22 protein-coding genes are annotated in these 20639 nt (G+C 47.8%); 13 read left to right on the top strand and 9 right to left on the bottom strand.

Annotated elements, in window-relative coordinates:
* Positions 1–30 precede the first annotated feature (30 nt).
* Positions 31–1440 (bottom strand): PhoH family protein, encoded by a 1410-nt coding sequence (locus tag EJO50_RS07160; RefSeq protein ID WP_125972818.1) that lies wholly within the window; start codon positions 1438–1440, stop codon positions 31–33.
* A gap of 91 nt (positions 1441–1531) precedes the next feature.
* Complete coding sequence (locus EJO50_RS07155) at positions 1532–1987, bottom strand: peroxiredoxin (RefSeq protein WP_125972816.1); 456 nt, start codon at positions 1985–1987, stop codon at positions 1532–1534.
* Positions 1988–2080: 93 nt separating this feature from the next.
* On the opposite strand from EJO50_RS07155, the gene dcd reads away from it, so the two are divergent.
* The gene (gene dcd / locus EJO50_RS07150) at positions 2081–2656 is read left to right on the top strand and encodes a dCTP deaminase (protein ID WP_099396154.1); all 576 of its coding nucleotides are present in this window, start codon (positions 2081–2083) and stop codon (positions 2654–2656) included.
* 66 nt (positions 2657–2722) lie between these two features.
* The gene (locus EJO50_RS07145) at positions 2723–3541 is read left to right on the top strand and encodes a sulfurtransferase (protein ID WP_125972814.1); all 819 of its coding nucleotides are present in this window, start codon (positions 2723–2725) and stop codon (positions 3539–3541) included.
* A gap of 61 nt (positions 3542–3602) precedes the next feature.
* Here EJO50_RS07145 and EJO50_RS07140 read toward each other — a convergent pair whose 3' ends face one another.
* Positions 3603–4004 (bottom strand): hypothetical protein, encoded by a 402-nt coding sequence (locus EJO50_RS07140; RefSeq protein ID WP_125972812.1) that lies wholly within the window; start codon positions 4002–4004, stop codon positions 3603–3605.
* Between the two features lie 233 nt (positions 4005–4237).
* Positions 4238–5008, bottom strand: a complete 771-nt coding sequence (locus EJO50_RS07135) for an RNA methyltransferase (RefSeq protein WP_125972810.1) — start codon at positions 5006–5008, stop codon at positions 4238–4240.
* Between the two features lie 196 nt (positions 5009–5204).
* Here EJO50_RS07135 and EJO50_RS07130 point away from each other — a divergent pair, with 196 nt between their 5' ends.
* The 7 genes from EJO50_RS07130 to EJO50_RS07100 all read left to right on the top strand — a co-directional run bounded on the left by EJO50_RS07130 (position 5205) and on the right by EJO50_RS07100 (position 13026).
* Positions 5205–5987 carry an inositol monophosphatase family protein gene (locus tag EJO50_RS07130; protein ID WP_125972808.1) on the top strand — a complete coding sequence of 261 codons (783 nt, stop codon included), beginning with the start codon at positions 5205–5207 and terminating at the stop codon, positions 5985–5987.
* A gap of 204 nt (positions 5988–6191) precedes the next feature.
* On the top strand, positions 6192–8756 hold the full coding sequence (gene mutS, locus EJO50_RS07125) for a DNA mismatch repair protein MutS (protein ID WP_125972806.1): 2565 nt from the start codon (positions 6192–6194) through the stop codon (positions 8754–8756).
* A gap of 271 nt (positions 8757–9027) precedes the next feature.
* Positions 9028–9474, top strand: coding sequence for a hypothetical protein (locus tag EJO50_RS07120; protein WP_125972804.1), 447 nt, complete (start codon positions 9028–9030; stop codon positions 9472–9474).
* A gap of 201 nt (positions 9475–9675) precedes the next feature.
* Complete coding sequence (gene rluB, locus EJO50_RS07115; protein ID WP_233702187.1) at positions 9676–10941, top strand: 23S rRNA pseudouridine(2605) synthase RluB; 1266 nt, start codon at positions 9676–9678, stop codon at positions 10939–10941.
* 10 nt (positions 10942–10951) lie between these two features.
* Complete coding sequence (gene greB, locus EJO50_RS07110; RefSeq protein ID WP_125972800.1) at positions 10952–11524, top strand: transcription elongation factor GreB; 573 nt, start codon at positions 10952–10954, stop codon at positions 11522–11524.
* Between the two features lie 190 nt (positions 11525–11714).
* Positions 11715–12536: a thymidylate synthase gene (locus tag EJO50_RS07105; protein ID WP_125972798.1), complete on the top strand. Its 822-nt coding sequence runs from the start codon at positions 11715–11717 to the stop codon at positions 12534–12536.
* Positions 12537–12546: 10 nt separating this feature from the next.
* Positions 12547–13026: a dihydrofolate reductase gene (locus EJO50_RS07100; RefSeq protein WP_125972796.1), complete on the top strand. Its 480-nt coding sequence runs from the start codon at positions 12547–12549 to the stop codon at positions 13024–13026.
* 85 nt (positions 13027–13111) lie between these two features.
* Here EJO50_RS07100 and EJO50_RS07095 read toward each other — a convergent pair whose 3' ends face one another.
* The 3 genes from EJO50_RS07095 to rpe are packed head-to-tail and all read right to left on the bottom strand — an operon-like array spanning position 13112 to position 14801.
* Positions 13112–13780: a phosphoglycolate phosphatase gene (locus tag EJO50_RS07095; RefSeq protein ID WP_125972794.1), complete on the bottom strand. Its 669-nt coding sequence runs from the start codon at positions 13778–13780 to the stop codon at positions 13112–13114.
* Positions 13777–14127: an arsenate reductase (glutaredoxin) gene (gene arsC, locus EJO50_RS07090; protein ID WP_125972792.1), complete on the bottom strand. Its 351-nt coding sequence runs from the start codon at positions 14125–14127 to the stop codon at positions 13777–13779. Before arsC ends, EJO50_RS07095 begins: the two co-directional genes overlap by 4 nt.
* Positions 14124–14801 (bottom strand): ribulose-phosphate 3-epimerase, encoded by a 678-nt coding sequence (gene rpe, locus EJO50_RS07085; protein ID WP_125972790.1) that lies wholly within the window; start codon positions 14799–14801, stop codon positions 14124–14126. The genes arsC and rpe overlap by 4 nt, the downstream gene beginning before the upstream one ends.
* A 108-nt stretch (positions 14802–14909) precedes the next feature.
* On the opposite strand from rpe, the gene apaG reads away from it, so the two are divergent.
* Together apaG and EJO50_RS07075 are read left to right on the top strand one after the other, a co-directional pair.
* Positions 14910–15293, top strand: a complete 384-nt coding sequence (gene apaG, locus EJO50_RS07080) for a Co2+/Mg2+ efflux facilitator ApaG/CorD (RefSeq protein ID WP_125972788.1) — start codon at positions 14910–14912, stop codon at positions 15291–15293.
* An 87-nt stretch (positions 15294–15380) separates the two neighbouring features.
* The gene (locus EJO50_RS07075) at positions 15381–17144 is read left to right on the top strand and encodes an ABCB family ABC transporter ATP-binding protein/permease (protein ID WP_125972786.1); all 1764 of its coding nucleotides are present in this window, start codon (positions 15381–15383) and stop codon (positions 17142–17144) included.
* A 16-nt stretch (positions 17145–17160) separates the two neighbouring features.
* Here the strand turns inward: EJO50_RS07075 and EJO50_RS07070 are convergent, their stop codons facing one another.
* A complete protein-coding gene (locus EJO50_RS07070; RefSeq protein ID WP_125972784.1) occupies positions 17161–17349 on the bottom strand; it encodes a hypothetical protein in 189 nt (62 codons plus the stop codon).
* An 895-nt stretch (positions 17350–18244) separates the two neighbouring features.
* On the bottom strand, positions 18245–18814 hold the full coding sequence (locus EJO50_RS07065; protein WP_125972782.1) for a phasin family protein: 570 nt from the start codon (positions 18812–18814) through the stop codon (positions 18245–18247).
* A 209-nt stretch (positions 18815–19023) separates the two neighbouring features.
* Here EJO50_RS07065 and phaR point away from each other — a divergent pair, with 209 nt between their 5' ends.
* Both phaR and tcdA read left to right on the top strand, forming a co-directional pair.
* Complete coding sequence (gene phaR / locus EJO50_RS07060; protein ID WP_125972780.1) at positions 19024–19677, top strand: polyhydroxyalkanoate synthesis repressor PhaR; 654 nt, start codon at positions 19024–19026, stop codon at positions 19675–19677.
* 113 nt (positions 19678–19790) lie between these two features.
* On the top strand, positions 19791–20591 hold the full coding sequence (gene tcdA, locus EJO50_RS07055) for a tRNA cyclic N6-threonylcarbamoyladenosine(37) synthase TcdA (protein WP_125972778.1): 801 nt from the start codon (positions 19791–19793) through the stop codon (positions 20589–20591).
* The last annotated feature ends 48 nt before the right edge of the window (positions 20592–20639 follow it).

Raw genomic sequence — 20639 nt, 5'->3', positions numbered from 1 at the left:
CAGACCCGTTTCTTTGCAAAAACCTGAAAACTACAAAGCCTCAGCCGCGTAATCTGCCAGTCTGGATCTCTCGCCCCGTGTAAGGGTGATGTGGCCGGAGTGCTCCCATGTTTTAAAGCGATCAACCACATAAGTTAGCCCCGAGCTGCCCTCGGTCAGGTAGGGGGTGTCGATCTGGCTGATGTTACCCAGGCACACCACCTTGGTGCCGGGGCCAGCGCGGGTGATGAGGGTTTTCATTTGCTTGGGGGTTAAGTTTTGCGCCTCGTCGATAATCAGAAATTTCTTGAGGAAGGTGCGCCCGCGCATAAAGTTGAGCGATTTTACTTTAATGCGTGAGCGGATTAAATCACGCGTGGCGGCGCGGCCCCAGTCGCCGGCTTCGGCATCCGACTGGTTGAGCACATCCAGATTGTCTTCCAGCGCCCCCATCCACGGCATCATTTTCTCTTCTTCGGTGCCGGGTAAAAAGCCGATGTCTTCACCAACCGGCACTGTGACCCGGGTCATGATAATTTCGGTGTAAATCTTGGATTCCAGTGTTTGTGCCAGGCTGGCGGCCAATGTTAGCAGGGTTTTGCCTGTGCCGGCCTGCCCAAGCAGCGAGACAAAATCCACTTCCGGGTTCATGAGCAGGTTAAGGGCAAAATTTTGCTCGCGATTGCGGGCAACAACTCCCCAGATGGCGTTTTTTTGATGGCTGTAATCTTTCAGGCTTTCAATTAATGCTGTTTTACCTTCTACATTCACTACGCGGGCAGACAAAGGCGTGTCGCCAGCCTGATAAAGCAGCTGATTGACGTAAAGCTCGGCACAGTCCGGGCCTTTGATTTTCCAGTAGCTGCGGCCGCCTTCCTGCCAGCTTTGCAGATCCTTGCCATTACATTCCCAGAATTTCTGGTTGATTTCGCGCATGCCGGTGTAGAGCAGATCGGTGTCTTCTAAAACTTTATCGTTAAAATAATCTTCCGCAGCCAAACCCATCGCCCGCGCCTTGATGCGCATATTGATGTCTTTGGAAACCAAGATCACTTGGCGGGCGGTGTGCATTTGTTGCAGGTGGTGGACGACGCCCAGAATCTGGTTGTCGGCTTTGCCCATGGGGAGTTGGGCGGGCAGAACGCTGGTAATGGCTTCAGTTTGCATAAAGAGCCGGCCTAGCGCTTGGCCCTTGCTGGCAGAATCAAGCAGCACGCCGTTATGCAGATCCAATTCTCTGCCGGAAATCAGCTCTTCCAGAAAACGGCTGGCTTGCCGGGCGTTGCGGGCAACTTCGGAGGTGCCTTTTTTGTTGTTGTCGAGCTCTTCTAAAGTCATCATCGGCAGAAAGAGATCGTGTTCTTCAAAGCGAAATAGCGAGGTGGGGTCGTGCATTAAAACGTTGGTATCCAGAACGAAGAGCTTGGTGACACTCGGTGCTTTGCGCTTGCGGGTTGCCATGATGAACTCCTGGAACGGAAAAAGGTGGGTTTGGGGTGAGGACGCTGCTTAGCTCTTGAGTCTATTGAGGTTTCTCACCCTGTATTGCAACTTAAAGCGTTTTTACGAACTCCAGTACTTCTACTACATGCCCCGGTACTTTAACGCCACGCCATTCTTTAGCAATTTCTCCTTTTTTGTTGATTACAAAGGTGCTGCGCTCAATTCCCCTTACATCTTTACCATACATCTTCTTTTGCTTAATGACACCAAAAGCGAGGCAGGCTGTCTCATTCGTGTCAGAAATTAGCTCGAAAGGATATTCCTGCTTGGCTTTAAAGTTTTCGTGGCTTTTAAGACTGTCTCTGGATATGCCGAAAACGAGGCATTGGGCGGCAAGAAATTCGGCATGATGATCGCGAAAATCGCCACCTTCGGTGGTGCAGCCGGGGGTGCTGTCCTTGGGGTAGAAATAGAGCACAAAGGCTTGGCCTTTGAGTGCCGTGGTGTCGAACTGCTGATTGGATGTGGTGGCGAGTTTTAATTCCGGACAAAGCGTGTTTGGCATCAAGAGAATCTCCGTTGTTGTGATGATTATAGATGCGTGGCTGTGGCTGCGCAGCTACAATACGCCCTAATATGTGATAGGGATGTGACAGTAATGAGTATCAAATCTGATAAGTGGATTCGCCGTATGGCCAGCGAGCACGGCATGATCGAGCCGTTTGTGCCGGGGCAGGTTAAGGAAGTCAATGGCGAGCGTATCGTTTCTTATGGTACTTCCAGCTATGGCTACGATATTCGCTGTGCCGATGAGTTTAAGGTTTTTACCAATATTAATTCAACCATTGTTGACCCAAAAAACTTTGACGAAGGCAGCTTTGTGAATGTTTCTGGTAAGGGTTATTGTATTATCCCGCCGAATTCTTTTGCATTAGCACGCACTGTGGAATATTTCCGTATCCCGCGTAATGCCCTGACGGTGTGCCTGGGTAAATCCACTTACGCGCGTTGCGGCATTATTGTTAATGTCACTCCGTTTGAGCCGGAGTGGGAAGGCTATGTGACGTTGGAATTTTCTAACACCACGCCGCTGCCCGCCAAAATTTACGCCAACGAAGGTGTGGCGCAAGTCTTGTTCTTTGAGGCGGACGAAGATGACGTATGTGAAACATCCTACCGCGATCGCGGAGGTAAGTATCAGGGCCAGAGTGGCGTAACGCTGCCTAAGACCTGATTCTCTTTTTTCCTGCAGGCCCGTATCCGTACGGGCCTGTTTTTTTTAACGCACCAGGACTTGTCGATGTCCCCGCTTATTTCTGCTTCACAATTACAAGAACAACTGGCCGGTGTGCTGCTGATTGATTGCCGTCATGATCTGGCTAATCCGCAGGCGGGGCGGGTGGCCTATGCAGAAGGCCATTTGCCGGGCGCGTATTTTTTGCATCTGGATGATGATCTTTCCGGGCTTAAAACGGGTGTGAATGGCCGCCATCCTTTGCCTGATCCGCAAGTTCTGGCGGATAGGCTGGCCAGTTTTGGCGTAAGCCACTCACGCCGTGTAGTGGCTTACGACGCACAGGGTGGGATGTATGCGGCCAGATTGTGGTGGTTGCTGCGCTGGCTGGGGCACGATCAGGTGCAGGTTCTGGATGGTGGAATGGCCGCGTGGCTGGGCGGGGTGGTTCAAGACGTGCCAGAGCCAGTTGTGGCTGAGTTTGTTGTTAGGCTGCGCGCTGCATTGATGGTGAGGGTGGAAGACGTGCTGGCGAATATTAATCAGCCCGGTTTTACTGTGGTGGACGCTCGTTCTCCTTCCCGCTTTATGGGTGAGGGCGAAACGCTGGATCCGGTGGGCGGGCATATCCCAGGTGCAATCAATCGTTTCTTTCAAAATAATTTGCAGGAAGACGGCCGCTTTAAACCTGCGGGTGTGCTGAAGGACGAGTGGCAGCAGCTGCTGGCGGGGGTGGATGCAAGCGATACGGTGCAACAATGCGGCTCAGGCATTACTGCCTGCCATAATTTACTGGCACTGGAAGTGGCGGGTTTAAGCGGGGCAAGGCTCTATGCCGGCTCATGGAGTGAATGGTGCGCGGATGTGGCAAGGCCGGTGGCTTAGAGTAGTTCGAGTGGTTTTATTTCTCGTGTATCCAATCTTAGTGAATGGCATTGTTTGTGTATTACTGGTTTTTAAGGAGTTTTATAACGTCATCTTGCCCCATTGTTACTGGGTTGATATGGGGTCTATTTGATGAAATGTTTGATGAAACGAGGATCGGGCGAGGTAAACCATAAGGCATTGTATTGCTTATGTGCGTGTTTTTAGTTTGTTCATCTGTGATTTCAAAAAAATTCTTTTGGCATAGTGAATTAAATTCTCCGAGTGCCTGCTCATTTTTTTGTACGTCGGCGTCTTTTGTAAATGCCTCTGCGTCATCTTTATGAATAAAAAAATGCAGGCTGAATCGGTTTTTTGTTTGTGGCGATGTAAGCCATTTTATAATATCTGAGTCTTCTCCTTTGATGAATCTTGCTTTGATAGAGTTTGCGTCAAATCTTAGAAATTTAATTTTAGTTGGCATTGTATGTAATCCTTTTCGCTTAAGCGAGGCTAATAGCAATTAGTGCAATCTCAGGCTTGATCATAGTGCTGTGCTAGCATGATTGATGAATTGCTTTAAGTATGCTTTGTTATTATGTAAGTTTTTGTGTGGTGCAGGGGTGAGTTGTTGATCAGTGAAAAGAATAAAAAACGGCTTTGAACTATCCAGGTTCAAAGCCGTTTTTTATTAAATGTACTAAGCAACAAGCCAAGTTATTTCGGAGGCTTTAGCCATCTTTCTGTGGTTGTGGTGGCGCGCAGCCAGCCACGCAGAATATCGACTTCTTCGCGCTCCAGATTGGCGCGGGTAAACATGCGGCGCATTCTGGGCATCAGGCGCTTGGGGGCGTCGGGCTTAAGAAAGCCAATTGTGCTCAGCGTTGCTTCAAGGTGTGTAAAGAAATGCTCCAGTGCATCGTGCGTGGCGTTGTCGCGGCTTTCGGCAAGATAGGATACGTCGTCAGCAAGGGTGGCGAAGATTTCGTAGGCGAATACCTGAACGGCTTGCGCCAGATTCAGGCTGGAGTAATCCGGATTGGTAGGGATGGTGGCCATGCGGTTGCAAAGCAGCACTTCATCAATAGTGAGGCCAGACATTTCCGTGCCAAACACCAGCGCAATATCCTGGCCCGCCTGGATGGTCTCAATAATTTCAGGCGCAAGCTGTCTTGGCGTTTGCAGCGGGTGGGCGAGTTCTCTGCGGCGTGCGGTCAGGGCAATTTGCAAAGTGGTGCCTGCAAGGGCTTCTTCCATACTGCCCACAACAATAGCGGTATTAAGCACATCGTCGGCATTGCTCGCCAAGGCGGTGGCGGTTTCAGATGGAAATTCCTTGGGGTTGATCAGGTAGAGCTTATTGATTCCCATGGTTTTCATAGCACGGGCGGTGGAGCCGATATTGCCGGGGTGGGAGGTATGGGAGAGCACAACCCGGATGCGGGAGAGGCATTCGGCAGAGGTATTAGCAGGGTTTTGTTGAGTCATTTTAAGAACACTTGTTTATTCATTTTGAGAGCACGGGTAGAATGGCGGTCAATCTATATATCGGGCTGCCTGAAATGGGCCTGAAATGCGATTTTGATCCGCACGAATATATACTGGGATTCATGCTGTGTCGCGTTTTTTAAGTCCTGCCCCGTTGCCCCGTTGGTCGATCTTTTACTTTTAATCAGGAATAGCCATGCATCCAATGCTCAATACCGCTGTGCGCGCCGCACGCCGTGCCGCTTCTATTATTCAGCGTGCTTCCAGTAATCTGGATCATTTAAGCGTTGAAAAAAAAGGTCATAACGACTTTGTCTCCGAAGTAGATCGTGCGGCTGAGCAAGCGATTATTGATACTATTCTTGAAGCGTATCCAACGCACGCCATCATGGCCGAAGAATCGGGCAACCGTGGTCAGTCAGAATACACATGGATTATTGATCCATTGGATGGCACCACCAATTTCCTGCATGGTGTTCCTCAGTACGCGGTATCGATTGCGCTGGAACATAAAGGCGTGATTACCCAGGCCGTTGTTTATGATCCTTGCCGTAATGATTTGTTTACCGCAACGCGCGGTGTGGGCGCTTACCTGAATGATCGCCGTATCCGCGTTTCTAAAGTACGTGAATTAACAGATGGTTTGATCGCCACTGGTTTTCCGTACACCCGCTTTGACAATCTTGAAAACTACATCAATATTTTCCGCGATATGACGCAAAAGTCTGCAGGGCTGCGTCGCCCGGGTGCTGCAGCCCTTGATCTGGCTTATGTGGCTTGCGGCCGTTACGATGGTTTCTTTGAATTTGATCTGAAAACAGTCGATATCGCTGCTGGCTCCTTGCTGGTGCAGGAAGCGGGTGGTTTGGTGACTGATTTAAATGGTGAAGAAGGCTTCTTGCAATCTGGCGATATTCTTTGCGGTACACCGCGGGTATTTGGTCAGATGCTGTCAGTGATTCGTCAGCACAATAAGTAATTAGCGCGTTTTATCTTTTATCTTAGTGATTAAAAAGCGTCATCTTAAGGTGGCGCTTTTTTTATGGCTGTTGGTTATTTTGCCGTCAGCCTTCGTGGACTTGCGTCTGTGCTGCTTGGATAATGCAGGCTGGGCTGCTTGCCTTAATTAAAAGATTGACGTGCAGAGAGTGTCCTTTGAAAATAATATTCAGTAAGGGAAAAAATGGCGGAAAATAAATCAAGCGCTAGCGCCAAACCAACGCACACGCCATTTATGCAGCAGTACCTGCGTTTAAAGAGTGATCACCCCGATAAATTATTGTTTTATCGCATGGGTGATTTTTATGAGTTGTTTTTTGATGATGCGGTTCGTGCGGCCAAGCTGCTGGATATTACGCTGACCACCCGCGGTCAGACTGCGGGTGAGCCCATCCGTATGGCCGGTGTGCCCTATCATGCTGCTGAGCAATATCTGGCGCGCCTGGTAAAAATGGGCGAATCGGTTGCAATTTGCGAGCAGGTTGGTGAAGTGACGGGCAAGGGGCCGGTGGAGCGTAAAGTAATGCGTGTGGTCACGCCTGGCACGCTGACCGATACGGCTTTGCTGGATGTTAAAACTGAAAATCGCTTACTGGCGTTAAGTTTTTCACGTGGCAAGATGGGTATGGCCTGGTTGTCGCTTGCCTCGGGGGATTTTGCCCTGATGGATACAACGGCAGATAAGCTGGCTTCAGAATTAGAGCGTTTGCGCCCGGCCGAAATTCTGATCGCAGATGATGCGGGTCTGGCTTTGTTTGATCAGGCCACTGCCGTGCTGCGTAAATTACCGCCCTGGCAGTTTGAAGCCGCCGCTGCTGTGCGCAATTTATCCCGTCATTTTGAGACGCACGATTTAGCTGGCTTTGGTGTGACAGAGGGCATGCTGTCACTCGGGCCAGCGGGGGCTTTGCTGGAGTACGTGCGCAGCACGCAAGGTGGCGCATTGCCGGTATTGGCCGGGCTGCGCTGTGAATCGCAAAGCCAGTATATTGAGCTGGATGCCGCCACGCGCCGCAATCTGGAAATCACCGAAACCATACGTGGCGAAAGCTCGCCAACTTTGTTTTCCCTGCTTGATCAATGCGCCACCGGCATGGGTTCACGTTTGCTGCGCCACTGGCTGCATCATCCGCTTAGATCCAGCAGCAAAATTATGCAGCGGCAAAATGCTATTGCGGCGCTGCTGGCAACGGCATCATTTGATGCGATTCACACTGCCCTGGATTGTGTGGCAGACGTAGAGCGGATTACGGCGCGTATTGCTTTGTCCAGCGCAAGGCCGCGTGATTTATCCAGCCTAAGAGATAGCCTGGCCGCACTGCCTGCCCTGATTGCGGTATTGCCGCAGGATGATTTCTTTGCGTCGCTGGCTAAGGCTTTATCGCCGGATGCACAAATTCTTGCGCTGCTGACTGCCGCTATTCAGGCCGAGCCGTCTGTGGTGCTGAGGGAAGGCGGCGTGATTGCCGATGGCTATAGCAGCGAGCTGGATGAGCTGCGCATGATTCAAACGCATGGCGGCGAATTTTTGCTTGAACTGGAAGCACGCGAGCGTGAGCGTACAGGTATTCCAACGCTGCGGGTCGAATATAATCGCGTGGCGGGCTATTTTATTGAGATTACTAACTCCTACGCAGGGGCTGTGCCGGACGATTATCGCCGCCGTCAGACTATGAAAAACGCCGAGCGTTATATCACGCCCGAGTTGAAGCTGTTTGAAGACAAGGCATTAAGCGCCAAAGAGCGGTCCTTGGTTTTAGAAAAAGCGCTTTATGATGATTTGTTGCAGCGCTTGCAGCCCTTTCTGGGCGCACTACGCTTGGCGGCGCAAGCCTTGGCTACTGCCGATGTGCTGGCTAGCCTGGCCGATCGCGCTGAGCGCGGTAATTATATTGCGCCACAATTTGTGGAAGGGCAGTTTTTACATATCGAGGCCGGTCGTCACCCTGTGGTTGAGGCGCAGATCGATGACTTTATTCCCAATAGTGTGGATTTCTCTGTAGCGCGTAAGCTGCTGCTGATTACCGGTCCTAATATGGGCGGTAAATCAACTTATATGCGGCAGGTGGCCCTGATTGTATTGCTGGCGCATGTCGGCAGCTTTGTACCGGCACAAAGCGCCACTATTGGTAAGCTTGATCGTATCTTTACCCGTATCGGGGCCTCGGATGATCTGGCTGGCGGGCGTTCCACCTTTATGGTTGAGATGACCGAAACCGCCAATATTCTGAATAATGCCTCGGAAAACTCATTAGTTTTGATGGATGAAGTCGGGCGGGGCACATCTACTTTTGATGGTCTGGCACTGGCTTGGTCGATTGCTAAATCATTAATCGAGAAAAATCGTGCATATACACTGTTTGCAACCCACTACTTTGAGCTGACGCGTCTGGCGCAAGAATATCCAGTGGTTGCTAATGTGCATCTTGATGCGGTTGAGCATAAAGATCGTATCGTGTTTTTGCATGCGGTACAGGAAGGCCCGGCATCGCAAAGCTATGGTGTGGCGGTGGCTCAGCTGGCTGGTGTGCCTAAAGATGTGGTACGTCAGGCAAGAAAAAAACTGCTTGAGCTGGAATCTAATAGCGTACAGGGCGGGATGCAGGGAGATCTGTTTGCGACGGCCAGCATCATGCAGATCGAGCCTGAGCCACATCCGCTTCAGGATGCCCTGGCGGGGGTGGATCCTGATGAGTTAACTGCACGTGAAGCACATGATTTGCTTTATCGTCTTTGTGCTTTACTTTGAAGTTGTATTAAATGTTTTTTTACTAAATTTAATACTGCAATTGAGGGCAATATGTAAAAAAACATTATTTGTTATTTTTTGTAATCAATTCACCTTACTACGCATGGTGATCTAGCGTGTTGGCAGATTAGGAATTGAAATTTCTCCTGCTTTAATTGAGCACAGTACAAAAAAAACAATAATAATGTAAATTATACCGGCTAGGGTATGGTGCTGTTTGCTAATATGAATTGCTGAATATATGTGCCTTTTAAATTAATGGGGTGTGGCTGTGAATACGGTGTCTGAACTTTCTGCTGTAAGTGGTAATCAACAGGGCAGTACTTTGTTTGAGATTGCCTCTTTTTTATCGGATGGTTCGCCAGAAGAGGGATTGTCTTTAACAGAGCTGAATGCAAAGGCGGCTTCCGAGCTGAAGCGTTTTGCTGAAGACTTACAGTCTCACCTTGCCTTGATCGGGGTGACGGTTCCTCCTGCTCTGCAATTTCGGGGGGATGATAAGGGAGCTATTTATGTGATTGGTGAGCATGCTTTAAAGGTAGAAATTGAAAGTTTTTTGAATAAAAATTCGCGTTTATTGAAGTGGTATAAAGAAATTGAAGTGATGCATGAAATTTTACGTAGTACCGAGCTGGCTCCTGGGCAGACACTGGAAGGGCAGGTGTTCAACCTGGGGCTGACCAGTCTTGGCTGCGTTGCCTTTTTCTCAATGCTGTAATTTGAAACAAAAAGAGTGGATAGGCCTATTTTGTAAATGATTTTATAAATTGGTTTGGTGCTTTTTTTTGAGTGTAAAAATCGTTAAACCCAGCCAGCGGCCGCCGATAAATTTATCGGCGGTTTGCTATTGTGAGCTATGAATGCAGTGTCAGGCACGTATTCAGGTTATAATCCTCCGTTTTTTTGGAAAGAAACACACATGAAAACCACCCGATCACGTCGCCCCCAGCCCGCTATAGCAGAACGTAAGGCTAGCGAGCGTAGCGCACAGGCTGCTGGCGCAGGCAAACGTACGGGTGGAAAAGCGACTGGCGAAGAGTTCTCTACCCGTAACCCTGCTTATGGCAAGCCTGCTGTAACGGGTGCAAAGCCCCGTGGTCGCAATGCCACAGGCGGCTTTGCTGAAGTGCCTGCACAAGGTCGTGGAGGGCGTAGTGGCCGGGGCGAGCCAGCTCTGGAAGCGCGTATGCCACGTGCTCCGCGCTCCAAGCCAAATCCTCAGGGGGGTAAAGCAGAGCGCCCAACCTTTGAAGCTTATAAGGCAGTTGCAGCGGCCAGTGCAGGTATGCTGCCTGAGGGTGAAACACGCAAAATCAAATACAAAACTGTAAGTCGTGCTCGCCGTATGCAATTGCGTCAAGGCTCGGTGCGTGAATTGCAAATGCAAAAAGAATTGCGTGAGCGCCGCATTGCGACGACAGAAATCCCAGCAGAGCGCCTGCAAAAAGCCCTTGCCTTTACTGGTTACGGCTCTCGCCGGGCCATGGAAGACGCAATTGCTGCCGGTAAAGTGTCGGTTAACGGTAAGATTGCGGCCTTAGGCAGCAAGGTCAGCCTGGGCGACGAAGTTCGTTTTGATGGCAAAAAAGTGGTGCTGAAATGGCCAGATCGCTTGCCGCGCATTGTGATGTATCACAAGCAGGAAGGCGAGCTGGTTAGCCGTGATGATCCGGAAGGCCGTGTGACTGTATTTGATCGCTTGCCACGCTTGAAATCCAGTAAATGGGTGGCGGTGGGTCGCCTGGATTACAACACTAGTGGTTTGTTGCTCTTTACCACATCGGGCGAATTGGCTAACCGCATGATGCATCCCAGCTTTGAAGTAGAACGTGAATATGCTGTGCGGGTGTTTGGCGAGCTGACTCAAGAGCAAATCAATGAAATGCTCAAAGGTATTGAGCTGGAAGATGGCACTGCTCACTTTGCCCGCCTGGAAAGACGCGGTGGTGAAGGCTTTAATCACTGGTACCACGTGGTGCTGAAAGAAGGTCGTAATCGCGAAGTGCGTCGGATGTTCGAGCATTTTGGTTTGATTGTCAGCCGTTTGATTCGTGTTCGTTTTGGTTCAATGACGCTGCCGGGCCGCTTGCGTCGCGGTCAATTTCACGAGCTGACCGAGTTGGAAATCCTGGGTATTATGCGCTGGGCGGGTCTGAAAATTAACGGGCGTCAGGCGGACGAATAGGTTGTAAGTGATGAGTAAAGCGTTTGTTCGTGAATCTGAAGCCGATGATGATGAAATTCCTGCTGAGCTGCGTGTTCCGGCAGGAAGTAAAAATTATATGACTCCGGGCGGCTGGCGGAAAATGAAGGCAGAATTTGCCCAGCTGGTGCAAAAAGAGCGCCCCGAATTAACGCAACTCATTAACTGGGCGGCTTCAAATGGCGATCGCTCAGAAAATGGTGATTATATTTATGGCAAAAGACGTTTGCGCGAGATCGATCGACGCATTCGTTTTTTGACTAAACGTCTTGAATTGGCTGAAGTGATTGATCCGGAGTTGCGTGAAGTTACTGATCAAATCTTTTTTAGCGCAACGGTAAGCTATTTACGTGAAGATGGTCGCAGTGAAACAGTCGCAATTGTAGGCGTTGATGAAACTGATATGAAGCGTCACTATATAAGCTGGACATCCCCGGTGGCCCGCGCATTGATCAAGGCAAGAGAAGGGGATGTGGTGATGCTGCGTACCCCAGCAGGAATAGAAGAGTTAGAAATCACCGATGTTATTTATCAGGCTTTAGAAACCGAGCTATCTGATTTTTAATGCCATTTAATCTTTAATGTATTTGTATTTTAATTAATTTAAAAAATGAATAATTTATTTAAATTAATACTAAAATTATTCATAATAGATTGGCTTTATGGAAAAAAACCATTGTCCGGTGTTTAATTATTATTTCGTGAGGGGTGAATTTATGCCCCTGGTCTTTTAAAATAATCTTGGTTTCCTTTTTATGCGTCAATATCTTGATCTTCTACAGCATGTTTTAGACCATGGAGTCAGAAAAGAAGATCGCACTGGCACCGGTACGATTAGCGTGTTCGGGCATCAGATGCGCTTTAATCTGGCCGATGGATTTCCGCTGGTTACAACTAAAAAAACGCATTTAAAATCGATTGCTTACGAGCTGCTGTGGTTTTTACGTGGTGAAACCAATGTGAAATGGCTGCAGGATCGTGGCGTACGTATCTGGAATGAGTGGGCTGCTGCCGATGGTGAGCTGGGGCCTGTCTATGGTGCGCAATGGCGCAGCTGGCCAACGCATGATGGCCGCCATATTGATCAGATTAGCCAGGTGATTCAGCAGCTAAAAACTAATCCTGATTCGCGCCGGATTATTGTTTCCGCCTGGAATGTAGGCGAGATCGAGAATATGGCGCTGCCACCTTGCCACGCATTTTTTCAGTTTTATGTGGCTCCGGCTGCGGCAGATAACGCTGATCAGCGGGGCAAGCTTTCTTGTCAGCTTTATCAGCGTAGCGCGGATATTTTTCTGGGCGTGCCATTTAATATTGCTTCTTACGCCATGCTGGTGATGATGCTGGCTCAGGTTTGCGATTTGCAATTGGGCGATTTTGTCTGGACAGGCGGTGATTGCCATATTTACAGCAATCATCTGAATCAGGTACATGAGCAGCTTTCCCGCACACCGCGTGCTTTACCGGTACTTAGGTTAAACCCAGAAAAAAAAGATATTTTTGGTTTTGAATACGAAGACTTTACCCTGGAAGCGTATGAGCCTTACCCAGGTATCAGCGCGCCGATTGCGGTTTAAGAGACACACAATGGATATTGCGATTATTGCTGCAGTTGGGCAAAACGGGGTGATCGGCATAGAAAACCGTTTGCCTTGGTCTTTACCTGAAGATTTAAAAAACTTTAAAGCCCTCACTATGGGCTCGCCCATGCTGATGGGGCGTAAAACTTTTGAATCACTGCCGGGGTTATTGCCGGGACGGCCGCATTGGGTAATTACGCGAAATACAGAATGGCAGGCAGCAGGCGCTACAGTATTTTTAAGCATTGAGGCGGCTCTGGAAGCGGCGGCGGGCTTGGAAAAGTTATTTATTATCGGTGGCGGCGAGATTTTTACCCGATCATTACCTTTAGTGAATACGCTGTATTTAACTGAGGTAAGCTTAAGCCCAGAAGGCGATGCTTATTTCCCAGTGTTTAATCGCTCTGAATGGAAAGAGCTGGCAAGGGAGCATCAGCTTAGTGCCAAGGGGATTGAATTCTCTTATGTTGAATATCGACGGATTTAATTCTTCTCTTGTAATGATCACATCAGTTAATAAAAAACCTCGCTACTTATAAAGCAGCGGGGTTTTTTATTTGGAGTGGAATTGCTTAATCCTGCGTATCCAGCCAGCTCATCAGCTCATCAAAGCCTGTTAGCGTCACATCAGCATTCGGGATGGTTTTTGCGTCACCGTAGCCGTAGCTTACAAATGCTACCTTGCAGCCTGCGGCACGGGCAGCAAGAATGTCATTTTTTGAATCACCGACCATTAAAAACTCGTCTGCGCTTACGCCCATTTTTTCCATTGCATACTGCAATGGCTCAGCGTTGGGTTTACGGTTAGCTAGTGAGTCACCACTGACAATGACTTCGAATAGATCTCCAATGCCCAGCTCTTTTAAGAGAGGCAGGGTAAAACGCTCCGGTTTATTCGTGACAATGGCAAGACGATAGCCACAATCGTGCAGCTCCTTAAGTGTGCTGCTTACACCAGGGTAAAGCGTGGTCCTGAGGGTGAGGCCTTTAAGGTAATGCTGGTCAAAGCGGGCAAGCGCTTCTTTTTGCCCGGCTGTACCTGTAAAGCTTGCGGCCATATCTGCTGCCATCGCACGGGCGATCAGGCTTTCTGTGCCATCGCCCACATAACTTTCAATCTGCGTTTCTTCAAGCTGGGTAAGACCCGCATCGCGGCGGGCGGCATTGGCTGCATGGGCTAAATCGGGAATTGAATCGGCAAGGGTGCCATCCAGATCAAAAGCAAAGGCTCTGATACTCATACGGGTGTATCCAATAAGGTAAGAATATTTTCAATAGGCCTGCCAATTGCGGCTCGATTCTGATGTATGAGGATCGGGCGCTCAATAAGCTTGGGGTGCGCCGCTAAAGCAGCAATGATGGCATCATTGTCTAAAGAGGCCTGGGCAAATTGTTCCAGCCATAGTGCTTCCTTAGTGCGAACCAAAGCGATGGGCGCAGCGCCTAGCTGGGTGAGTAAGGCACGAATGGCCGCTTCATCAAGGGGGTGAGCCAGATAATCAATGATTTCTGGCTGAAAGCCTTTTGCTATCAGTACAGCAAGTGCTTCACGGCTCTTGGAGCAGCGGGGATTATGTAATAGCTTCATACTCTGGCAAGCTCAAGGCGCATCTGGTCAATAACTTCCTTGTAATCGGGCTTGCCAAAAATAGCTGAGCCCGCCACAAAAGTGTCTACTCCGGCAGCAGCGATTTCTGCGATATTGCCAGCATTGACCCCTCCATCAATTTCCAGCCAGATTTCACGCCCTGTACGTGCGCTATAAGCGTTAATGCGGGCACGTGCTTCTTTGGCCTTCGCTAATACCCCAGGAATAAAACTTTGCCCGCCGTAGCCCGGGTTGACTGACATCAGCAAAATCATATCTATTTTATCCATGACATAATCTAGATAATGGAGGGGCGTCGCTGGATTAAAGACAAGCCCTGCTTTACAGCCATGCTCTTTAATCAGCCCTAAGGATCGATCAATATGCTCGGATGCTTCAGGGTGAAAGGTGATGATGTTGGCACCTGCCTTGGCAAAATCAGGGATGATGCGATCGACCGGCTTTACCATTAAATGCACATCAATTGGTGCGGTGGTATAAGGGCGGATTGCTTCACAAAACATGGGGCCCATGGTTAAATTTGGTACGTAGTGGTTATCCATTACGTCAAAGTGAATAATATCTGCACCGGCAGCAATCACATTTTTAACTTCGTCGCCTAAACGAGCAAAGTCAGCAGCAAGAATGCTTGGCGCAATACGAAAGTTTGACACAATAGTCTCCAAGGTCAGGGTTTATGACTCATTTTAACGGATACCTTACCTCTATGGCCTTTAGCTTGGTAATATTGTCTTTATCGATGACAAAAAGAACCGCTAAGAATGAGTGATTCCCCTGTATATAGCGTGCTTGTTCACGCCGAAGCTTTTTATCTGCCAGAGCAATCGGATGAAGTTGCTGATCGCTATGCCTTCGCCTATCGCATTACCATCACCAATACCGGCACGGCAGCGGCTCAGCTTTTGAGCCGCCATTGGGTGATTCGGGATATGGAAGATCATGTGCAGGAGGTTCAGGGGGAGGGGGTAGTGGGGGAGCAGCCAGTGTTAGAGCCTGGTCAGCACTTTGAGTATATGAGCAGTGCCAGTATCGCGACACCTATTGGCTCTATGCAAGGAAATTATCGTATGCAAGCGGCAGATGGCAGCCAGTTTGATGCAGAAATTCCTTCGTTTGTCCTGGCAATGCCGCGTACTTTACACTGATTGCCATCGCCGCCTGTAAGCGGTATCGCTGGGCGTTGAGTTTCGATCAACGCCCTTTTTTATTTCTATTTAAAATAATGGATTTTCATGAGCCAAACCCGTCGCAACGATTGGCAGACTTTGTCTACTCTTCTACCTTATCTTTGGCAGTATAAGAATCGTGTTGTTTTGGCGCTATCGCTGCTTATTCTGGCCAAATTTGCCAATGTTTCTGTTCCTCTTGTCCTAAAAGAGATTGTTGATAGTTTAGATCCCAAGCACATGCCTTTAGTGTTGCCTCTAAGCCTGGTGCTTAGCTACGGTGCATTGCGCCTTTGTGCTTCGGTTTTTGGTGAAATGCGTGATGCTGTGTTTGCGAAAGTGACGCAAGGCGCAATTCGGAAAGTGGCGATGCAGGTGTTCGAACATTTGCATCGCCTTAGCTTGCGTTTTCATTTGGAGCGACAAACCGGAGGGATGAGCCGTGATATAGACCGCGGCACTAAAGGCATTTCATTTTTATTAAATTTTACCCTCTTTAATATTTTGCCTACTTTGGTTGAAATTTTGCTGGTAGCGGGTATTTTATTAAAAAAATACGATGTTTGGTTTTCGGTCATTACTTTTGGCACGATTGTTTTATATATTGCATTTACCCTGGGCATTACCGAATGGCGAATGAGTTTTCGCCGTACGATGAATGATATGGATTCGAAGGCCAATACGCGCGCAGTAGATAGTTTGTTAAATTATGAAACAGTTAAATATTTTAATAATGAGCGCTGGGAAGCCGAGCGTTATGATGCCAGTCTTAAAGTGTGGGAATCTGCTGCTGTTAAAAATCAGGTGTCGTTATCATTCTTAAATGCCGGGCAGGCAATCATTATTGCATTCGGTGTGACGTTATTGGTGGGATTGGCCGCTGATGGTGTTGTAAAAGGCACAATGACTTTGGGTGACTTGGTCTTGGTGAATGCTTTTTTATTGCAGCTTTATGCTCCGCTTAATTTTTTAGGTTTTGTTTATCGTGAAATTAAACATTCTTTAGCCGATATGGAAAAGATGTTCACTTTAATGGGGCAGAACGCCGAAGTTACAGATATTAAGGATGCGCAATTATTAGCGACTTCATCTGCAGCCATTCGCTTTGATCAGGTTGATTTCTCGTATGAGGTAAATCGAAAAATCTTGCATGCCGTGAATTTTGAGATCCCTGCCGGTAAAACTATTGCTGTGGTGGGGAGCTCCGGAGCGGGCAAATCAACATTATCCCGTTTGCTGTATCGTTTTTATGATGTAAGCCAGGGAGCAATTAGTATTAATGGCATGGATTTGCGGCAGCTAAATCAAATCAGTTTACGTGCGCATATTGGGATCGTGCCGCAAGATACTGTTTTGTTTAACGATAGCATTTATTACAATATTGCATATGGTCAACCTAAGGCCAGTTATGACGAAGTAATTCAGGCCGCAAAATCAGCCCATATTTATGACTTTATTTTATCGCTACCGGAAGGTTTTGATACTTTGGTTGGAGAGCGTGGTCTTAAATTATCAGGTGGAGAAAAGCAGCGCGTTGCAATTGCCCGCACAATTCTTAAAAATCCGCCTATTTTAATTTTTGACGAGGCCACTTCTGCGCTGGATTCGCGTACGGAAAAAGCAATTCAGGCTGAATTAAAAGAAATATCGGCCAATCGTACCACTTTAATTGTGGCGCATCGCTTATCCACAGTCGCCGATGCTGATGAGATCCTTGTGATGGAGCAAGGGAGAATCATTGAGCGCGGGCGACACCGGGAGCTGCTGGAGCTGGGTGCGCATTATGCCCATATGTGGCAGCTGCAACAGGGTGATGAAGATCATCATTAATTAAATGCGGCGGTGCTTAGAATACATTCCAGGGTAATTGCTGGCTTTGTGTTTTAAGTGCCGCTTGTTCTACCACCCATTCATATAAATCGTCTGCATCAATTGAAAGCTGAATAGCGCGGCTTCTGATTTTTTCCCACACTTCTCGCCTTAGCTGCTGACGGGCCAGTTTTTTTGCAAGTGTGGTTTCATCTGTTTGACGCATAACATGCCATGCTTCGGGCTCTGGGCGCACTTCATCAGGGCTGTAAAAAAGTACAGATGGGTGAGGGAGAACTTTTTTCTGATTTAAGTCTTTCAAATTACATAATGCCTTTAATAGTGCCATCAGAACGAGAAGGTTGGCTGCAAAAGCGCCTTTTAAAAGATCTTAATTAGGAGCAGGTCCTTTGATCTTATGTTTTCTTGTGATGGCGAATTAAAAATAATGCAGCGAAAAATTAATGTTATGCGCAGTCTGATTAATCAGCTGGTTTAAAATGCGCTGCGGTGATTCATTTATATATAAGCGCTAAGTGCCCATTTTGGAATTTTTTTTAAAAAGAATTGATCAAAAGGCTGACTTAACTTCGTGCATGAGGCGCGGGCCCTATCTAAAAGAGGCTTTTGATCTAACTCAGTATGGATATATTGTTCATACCCGAACCGCTGATTGCAATCTCAGCCCTCATTGCGAATTAGGCAAGATTGTATAAGGCTCTTTCATTTACTGCATTAACTCTATGGCTTTCTTGGTAAAAAAACCAAAAAAACATCAGTTTTAGGGCTTGATCTTATTGAATAACTAGCCTTTCATTGTGGTAATTTTTTTGTAAAAGTATAAAATTAATTGTAAGTATTTGGTGGGTTTTGTTATGGGGTACTAGTGGCGCAGCTGACTACCTATTTGACGGAGAGAGAGGAGGCGGCATTTAAGTACTCCATGATTTTTTAATTTAACGGATGTTCTGCTGTATATTCAACAGGGCTCTGCTCATGTTTAATTCACGGCAGCGTCAGCTTGGCTTAGTGCCGTTGCGTATGAAATGTTAACGGTTTTTTGGGGCATAAAAAAGCCACGACGATGTCGTGGCTTTGGGTCCAGCTTACAGTAATGAATATTAAACGGCTGCAGCGCTCGCGCCGTTTGTTTTCTTTGCTGCGGTCTTGACTGCATCAGCGGTCGCAGTACCTGCGGCTTTAACAGAAGCGTCTGCAAAGTCAGCAACCTGTTTTGCCGCTTTGGTCAGGCTGTCTACAGCCGCTGCAGTGGCTTGCAGCGTAGACTTTACAGCAGCAACAGCAACGTCGGTGCCTGCCGGGGCGGATTTTACAAACTGGTCTAAACCAGAAACAACGTGTTTATTGAAAGCAGTAGTGCGCTCTTCAACCAGTTGTGAAACCTCGGCTTGCGCTTGTGAAGCAATTTCGTAAAGGCTGCGGGAATAATTTGTTGCTTGCTCGATCGATGATTCGGTCAGTTTTTGACGTAATGTTAATGCTTCTTGAGCATCTTTTACTGTAACCAGTGCATTTGCATTTTTAGCACTGGTTTCTAAATTGTTTTTTGCAACTTCAACTTGCAGCTTCAAGATCCGTTCGGCAGAATCGATGGAAATGCGCGCGAAGCGCAATGCCACTTCAACTTGCTCGGTAGCGAACGCGGAAAATTGCTGTTGTGTCGTAGTCATTTTCAAGGATCCTTTTTGGTCTATTGAATTAGAGTTTTAACAAGCGATTTGTACGCCGCTTTACTTATGATGCAGTGCACAATCAGCACTTATTCTGGAAGAGGATAAAGCACTTGTCAAATAAATTGTGCACCGCAACATGTTGCATGAAAAGATAGTCAGGACTATCCTCATCTCACAACAATATATATACACACGAGGCAGCAGCTATGAGCGTGGAAAAACGCGTGATCAAGAAGTATCCGAACCGCCGCTTGTATGACACGGCCACCAGCTGTTATATCACTCTGGTCGATATAAAACAGTTGGTTCTGGATAATATTGATATCCAAATTGTGGATGCTAAAGGGGGGGAGGACATCACCCGCAGTGTGCTGCTACAAGTGATAATGGAAGAAGAAGCTGGCGGAATGCCTATGTTTTCTTATGATGTGCTGACACAAATCATTCGGTTCTATGGGAATGCCATGCAAGGTGTGATGGGTAATTACCTGGAAAAAAACATGCAACTCTTTGCAGAAATGCAAGCTCGCTTACAGACACAGGCTAAATCTGTGATTACGGGTGAAAACCCGATGCTTTCAAATGCCAATTTGTGGGGTGACTTTATGAAGTTTCAGGGCCCTGGCATGCAAAATATGATGAATAATTACCTTGAAAGCAGTACTTCAATGTTTGTGGATATGCAACAACAGTTGCAGGACCGAGCCCGGCATTTATTTACCGGTATGGCAATGCCAGGCTATGGAAAAGAAGGCACTGCGGCACCTGAAGATGAATTACAGCCAACAGCTCCTCCTGTTTCCCCGGAAGAAGTGGTTGTTGTTAAGCCCGCATCTCGCCGGCGTGCTGCAAAAAGTTGATTCATATTGATTCATGCCGATGAACACAGCGCCCAAAGGGGCGCTTTTTCATTGGGCTCAGGTAAAATAGTGATCTATTTATATGAAGCAAAATATTTGTAAAAGGCTGAATTTTGGAAACATCTTTTGAACGTCGTTTTGGCGGAATTGCCCGCTTATACGGAATACCCGCATTAGAGCGTTTTAGGCTGGCTCATGTTTGTGTGGTGGGAGTGGGTGGAGTGGGCTCCTGGGCTGCCGAGGCCCTGGCACGCTCGGGTGTTGGCCATATCACTCTGATTGATTTAGATGATATTTGTGTTTCAAATACCAATCGTCAATTGCCTGCGTTGGATGGCAATTATGGGCAGATGAAAGTGGCCGCACTAGCTGAGCGGATTAGAAAAATCAACCCAGAATGTGTTGTGGATAATATTGAAGATTTTGTTAGCGTTGATAATTTTGATGAAACGCTGGGACGGGGTTACGACGCAATTATTGATGCTATTGATTCGGTTAAAACCAAGGCCGCGATGATTGCCTGGTGTAAGCGTCGAAAAATTCGATTGGTAACAACAGGCGGAGCAGGCGGGCAGCGTGACCCAACGCAGATTGTCGTGGCTGACTTATCCAAAACGATTAATGATCCGCTGGCAGCTAAAGTGCGCTCTATTTTGCGCCGTGAATATGGCTTTGCTCAGCAGGGTAAAAAAATGGGGGTAGAGTGTGTGTATTCTACTGAGCAGCTGGTTTACCCACAGCCTGACGGGAGCGTGTGCGGACAAAAGTCCGATCAGGCAGCGCTGGGTTTGGGGTGCGAAGGCGGTTTTGGTGCGTCAGTTGCAGTGACGGGCTGCTTTGGTTTTGTCGCTGCGGCGCAGGTGTTAAAACACTTGGCAAAACCTGTTGCTACAGATTGTGACATGCCTATTTAGTGATGCAGGATATTTGGTAAAGGTGGGCGTTGCCCGAATGGTTGTTTT

It is taken from the genome of Iodobacter ciconiae (assembly GCF_003952345.1).
Taxonomy (GTDB): Bacteria; Pseudomonadota; Gammaproteobacteria; order Burkholderiales; family Chitinibacteraceae; genus Iodobacter; species Iodobacter ciconiae.
This window is presented reverse-complemented; position numbering and strand designations above follow the sequence as displayed.

Coding starts and splice junctions, on each gene's coding strand:
- EJO50_RS07160 (WP_125972818.1), bottom strand. CDS start 1,440: ATGGCAACCCGCAAGCGCAAAGCACCGAGTGTCACCAAGCTCTTCGTT.
- EJO50_RS07155 (WP_125972816.1), bottom strand. CDS start 1,987: ATGCCAAACACGCTTTGTCCGGAATTAAAACTCGCCACCACATCCAAT.
- dcd (WP_099396154.1), top strand. CDS start 2,081: ATGAGTATCAAATCTGATAAGTGGATTCGCCGTATGGCCAGCGAGCAC.
- EJO50_RS07145 (WP_125972814.1), top strand. CDS start 2,723: ATGTCCCCGCTTATTTCTGCTTCACAATTACAAGAACAACTGGCCGGT.
- EJO50_RS07140 (WP_125972812.1), bottom strand. CDS start 4,004: ATGCCAACTAAAATTAAATTTCTAAGATTTGACGCAAACTCTATCAAA.
- EJO50_RS07135 (WP_125972810.1), bottom strand. CDS start 5,008: ATGACTCAACAAAACCCTGCTAATACCTCTGCCGAATGCCTCTCCCGC.
- EJO50_RS07130 (WP_125972808.1), top strand. CDS start 5,205: ATGCATCCAATGCTCAATACCGCTGTGCGCGCCGCACGCCGTGCCGCT.
- mutS (WP_125972806.1), top strand. CDS start 6,192: ATGGCGGAAAATAAATCAAGCGCTAGCGCCAAACCAACGCACACGCCA.
- rluB (WP_233702187.1), top strand. CDS start 9,676: ATGAAAACCACCCGATCACGTCGCCCCCAGCCCGCTATAGCAGAACGT.
- greB (WP_125972800.1), top strand. CDS start 10,952: ATGAGTAAAGCGTTTGTTCGTGAATCTGAAGCCGATGATGATGAAATT.
- EJO50_RS07105 (WP_125972798.1), top strand. CDS start 11,715: ATGCGTCAATATCTTGATCTTCTACAGCATGTTTTAGACCATGGAGTC.
- EJO50_RS07100 (WP_125972796.1), top strand. CDS start 12,547: ATGGATATTGCGATTATTGCTGCAGTTGGGCAAAACGGGGTGATCGGC.
- EJO50_RS07095 (WP_125972794.1), bottom strand. CDS start 13,780: ATGAGTATCAGAGCCTTTGCTTTTGATCTGGATGGCACCCTTGCCGAT.
- arsC (WP_125972792.1), bottom strand. CDS start 14,127: ATGAAGCTATTACATAATCCCCGCTGCTCCAAGAGCCGTGAAGCACTT.
- apaG (WP_125972788.1), top strand. CDS start 14,910: ATGAGTGATTCCCCTGTATATAGCGTGCTTGTTCACGCCGAAGCTTTT.
- EJO50_RS07075 (WP_125972786.1), top strand. CDS start 15,381: ATGAGCCAAACCCGTCGCAACGATTGGCAGACTTTGTCTACTCTTCTA.
- EJO50_RS07070 (WP_125972784.1), bottom strand. CDS start 17,349: ATGCGTCAAACAGATGAAACCACACTTGCAAAAAAACTGGCCCGTCAG.
- EJO50_RS07065 (WP_125972782.1), bottom strand. CDS start 18,814: ATGACTACGACACAACAGCAATTTTCCGCGTTCGCTACCGAGCAAGTT.
- phaR (WP_125972780.1), top strand. CDS start 19,024: ATGAGCGTGGAAAAACGCGTGATCAAGAAGTATCCGAACCGCCGCTTG.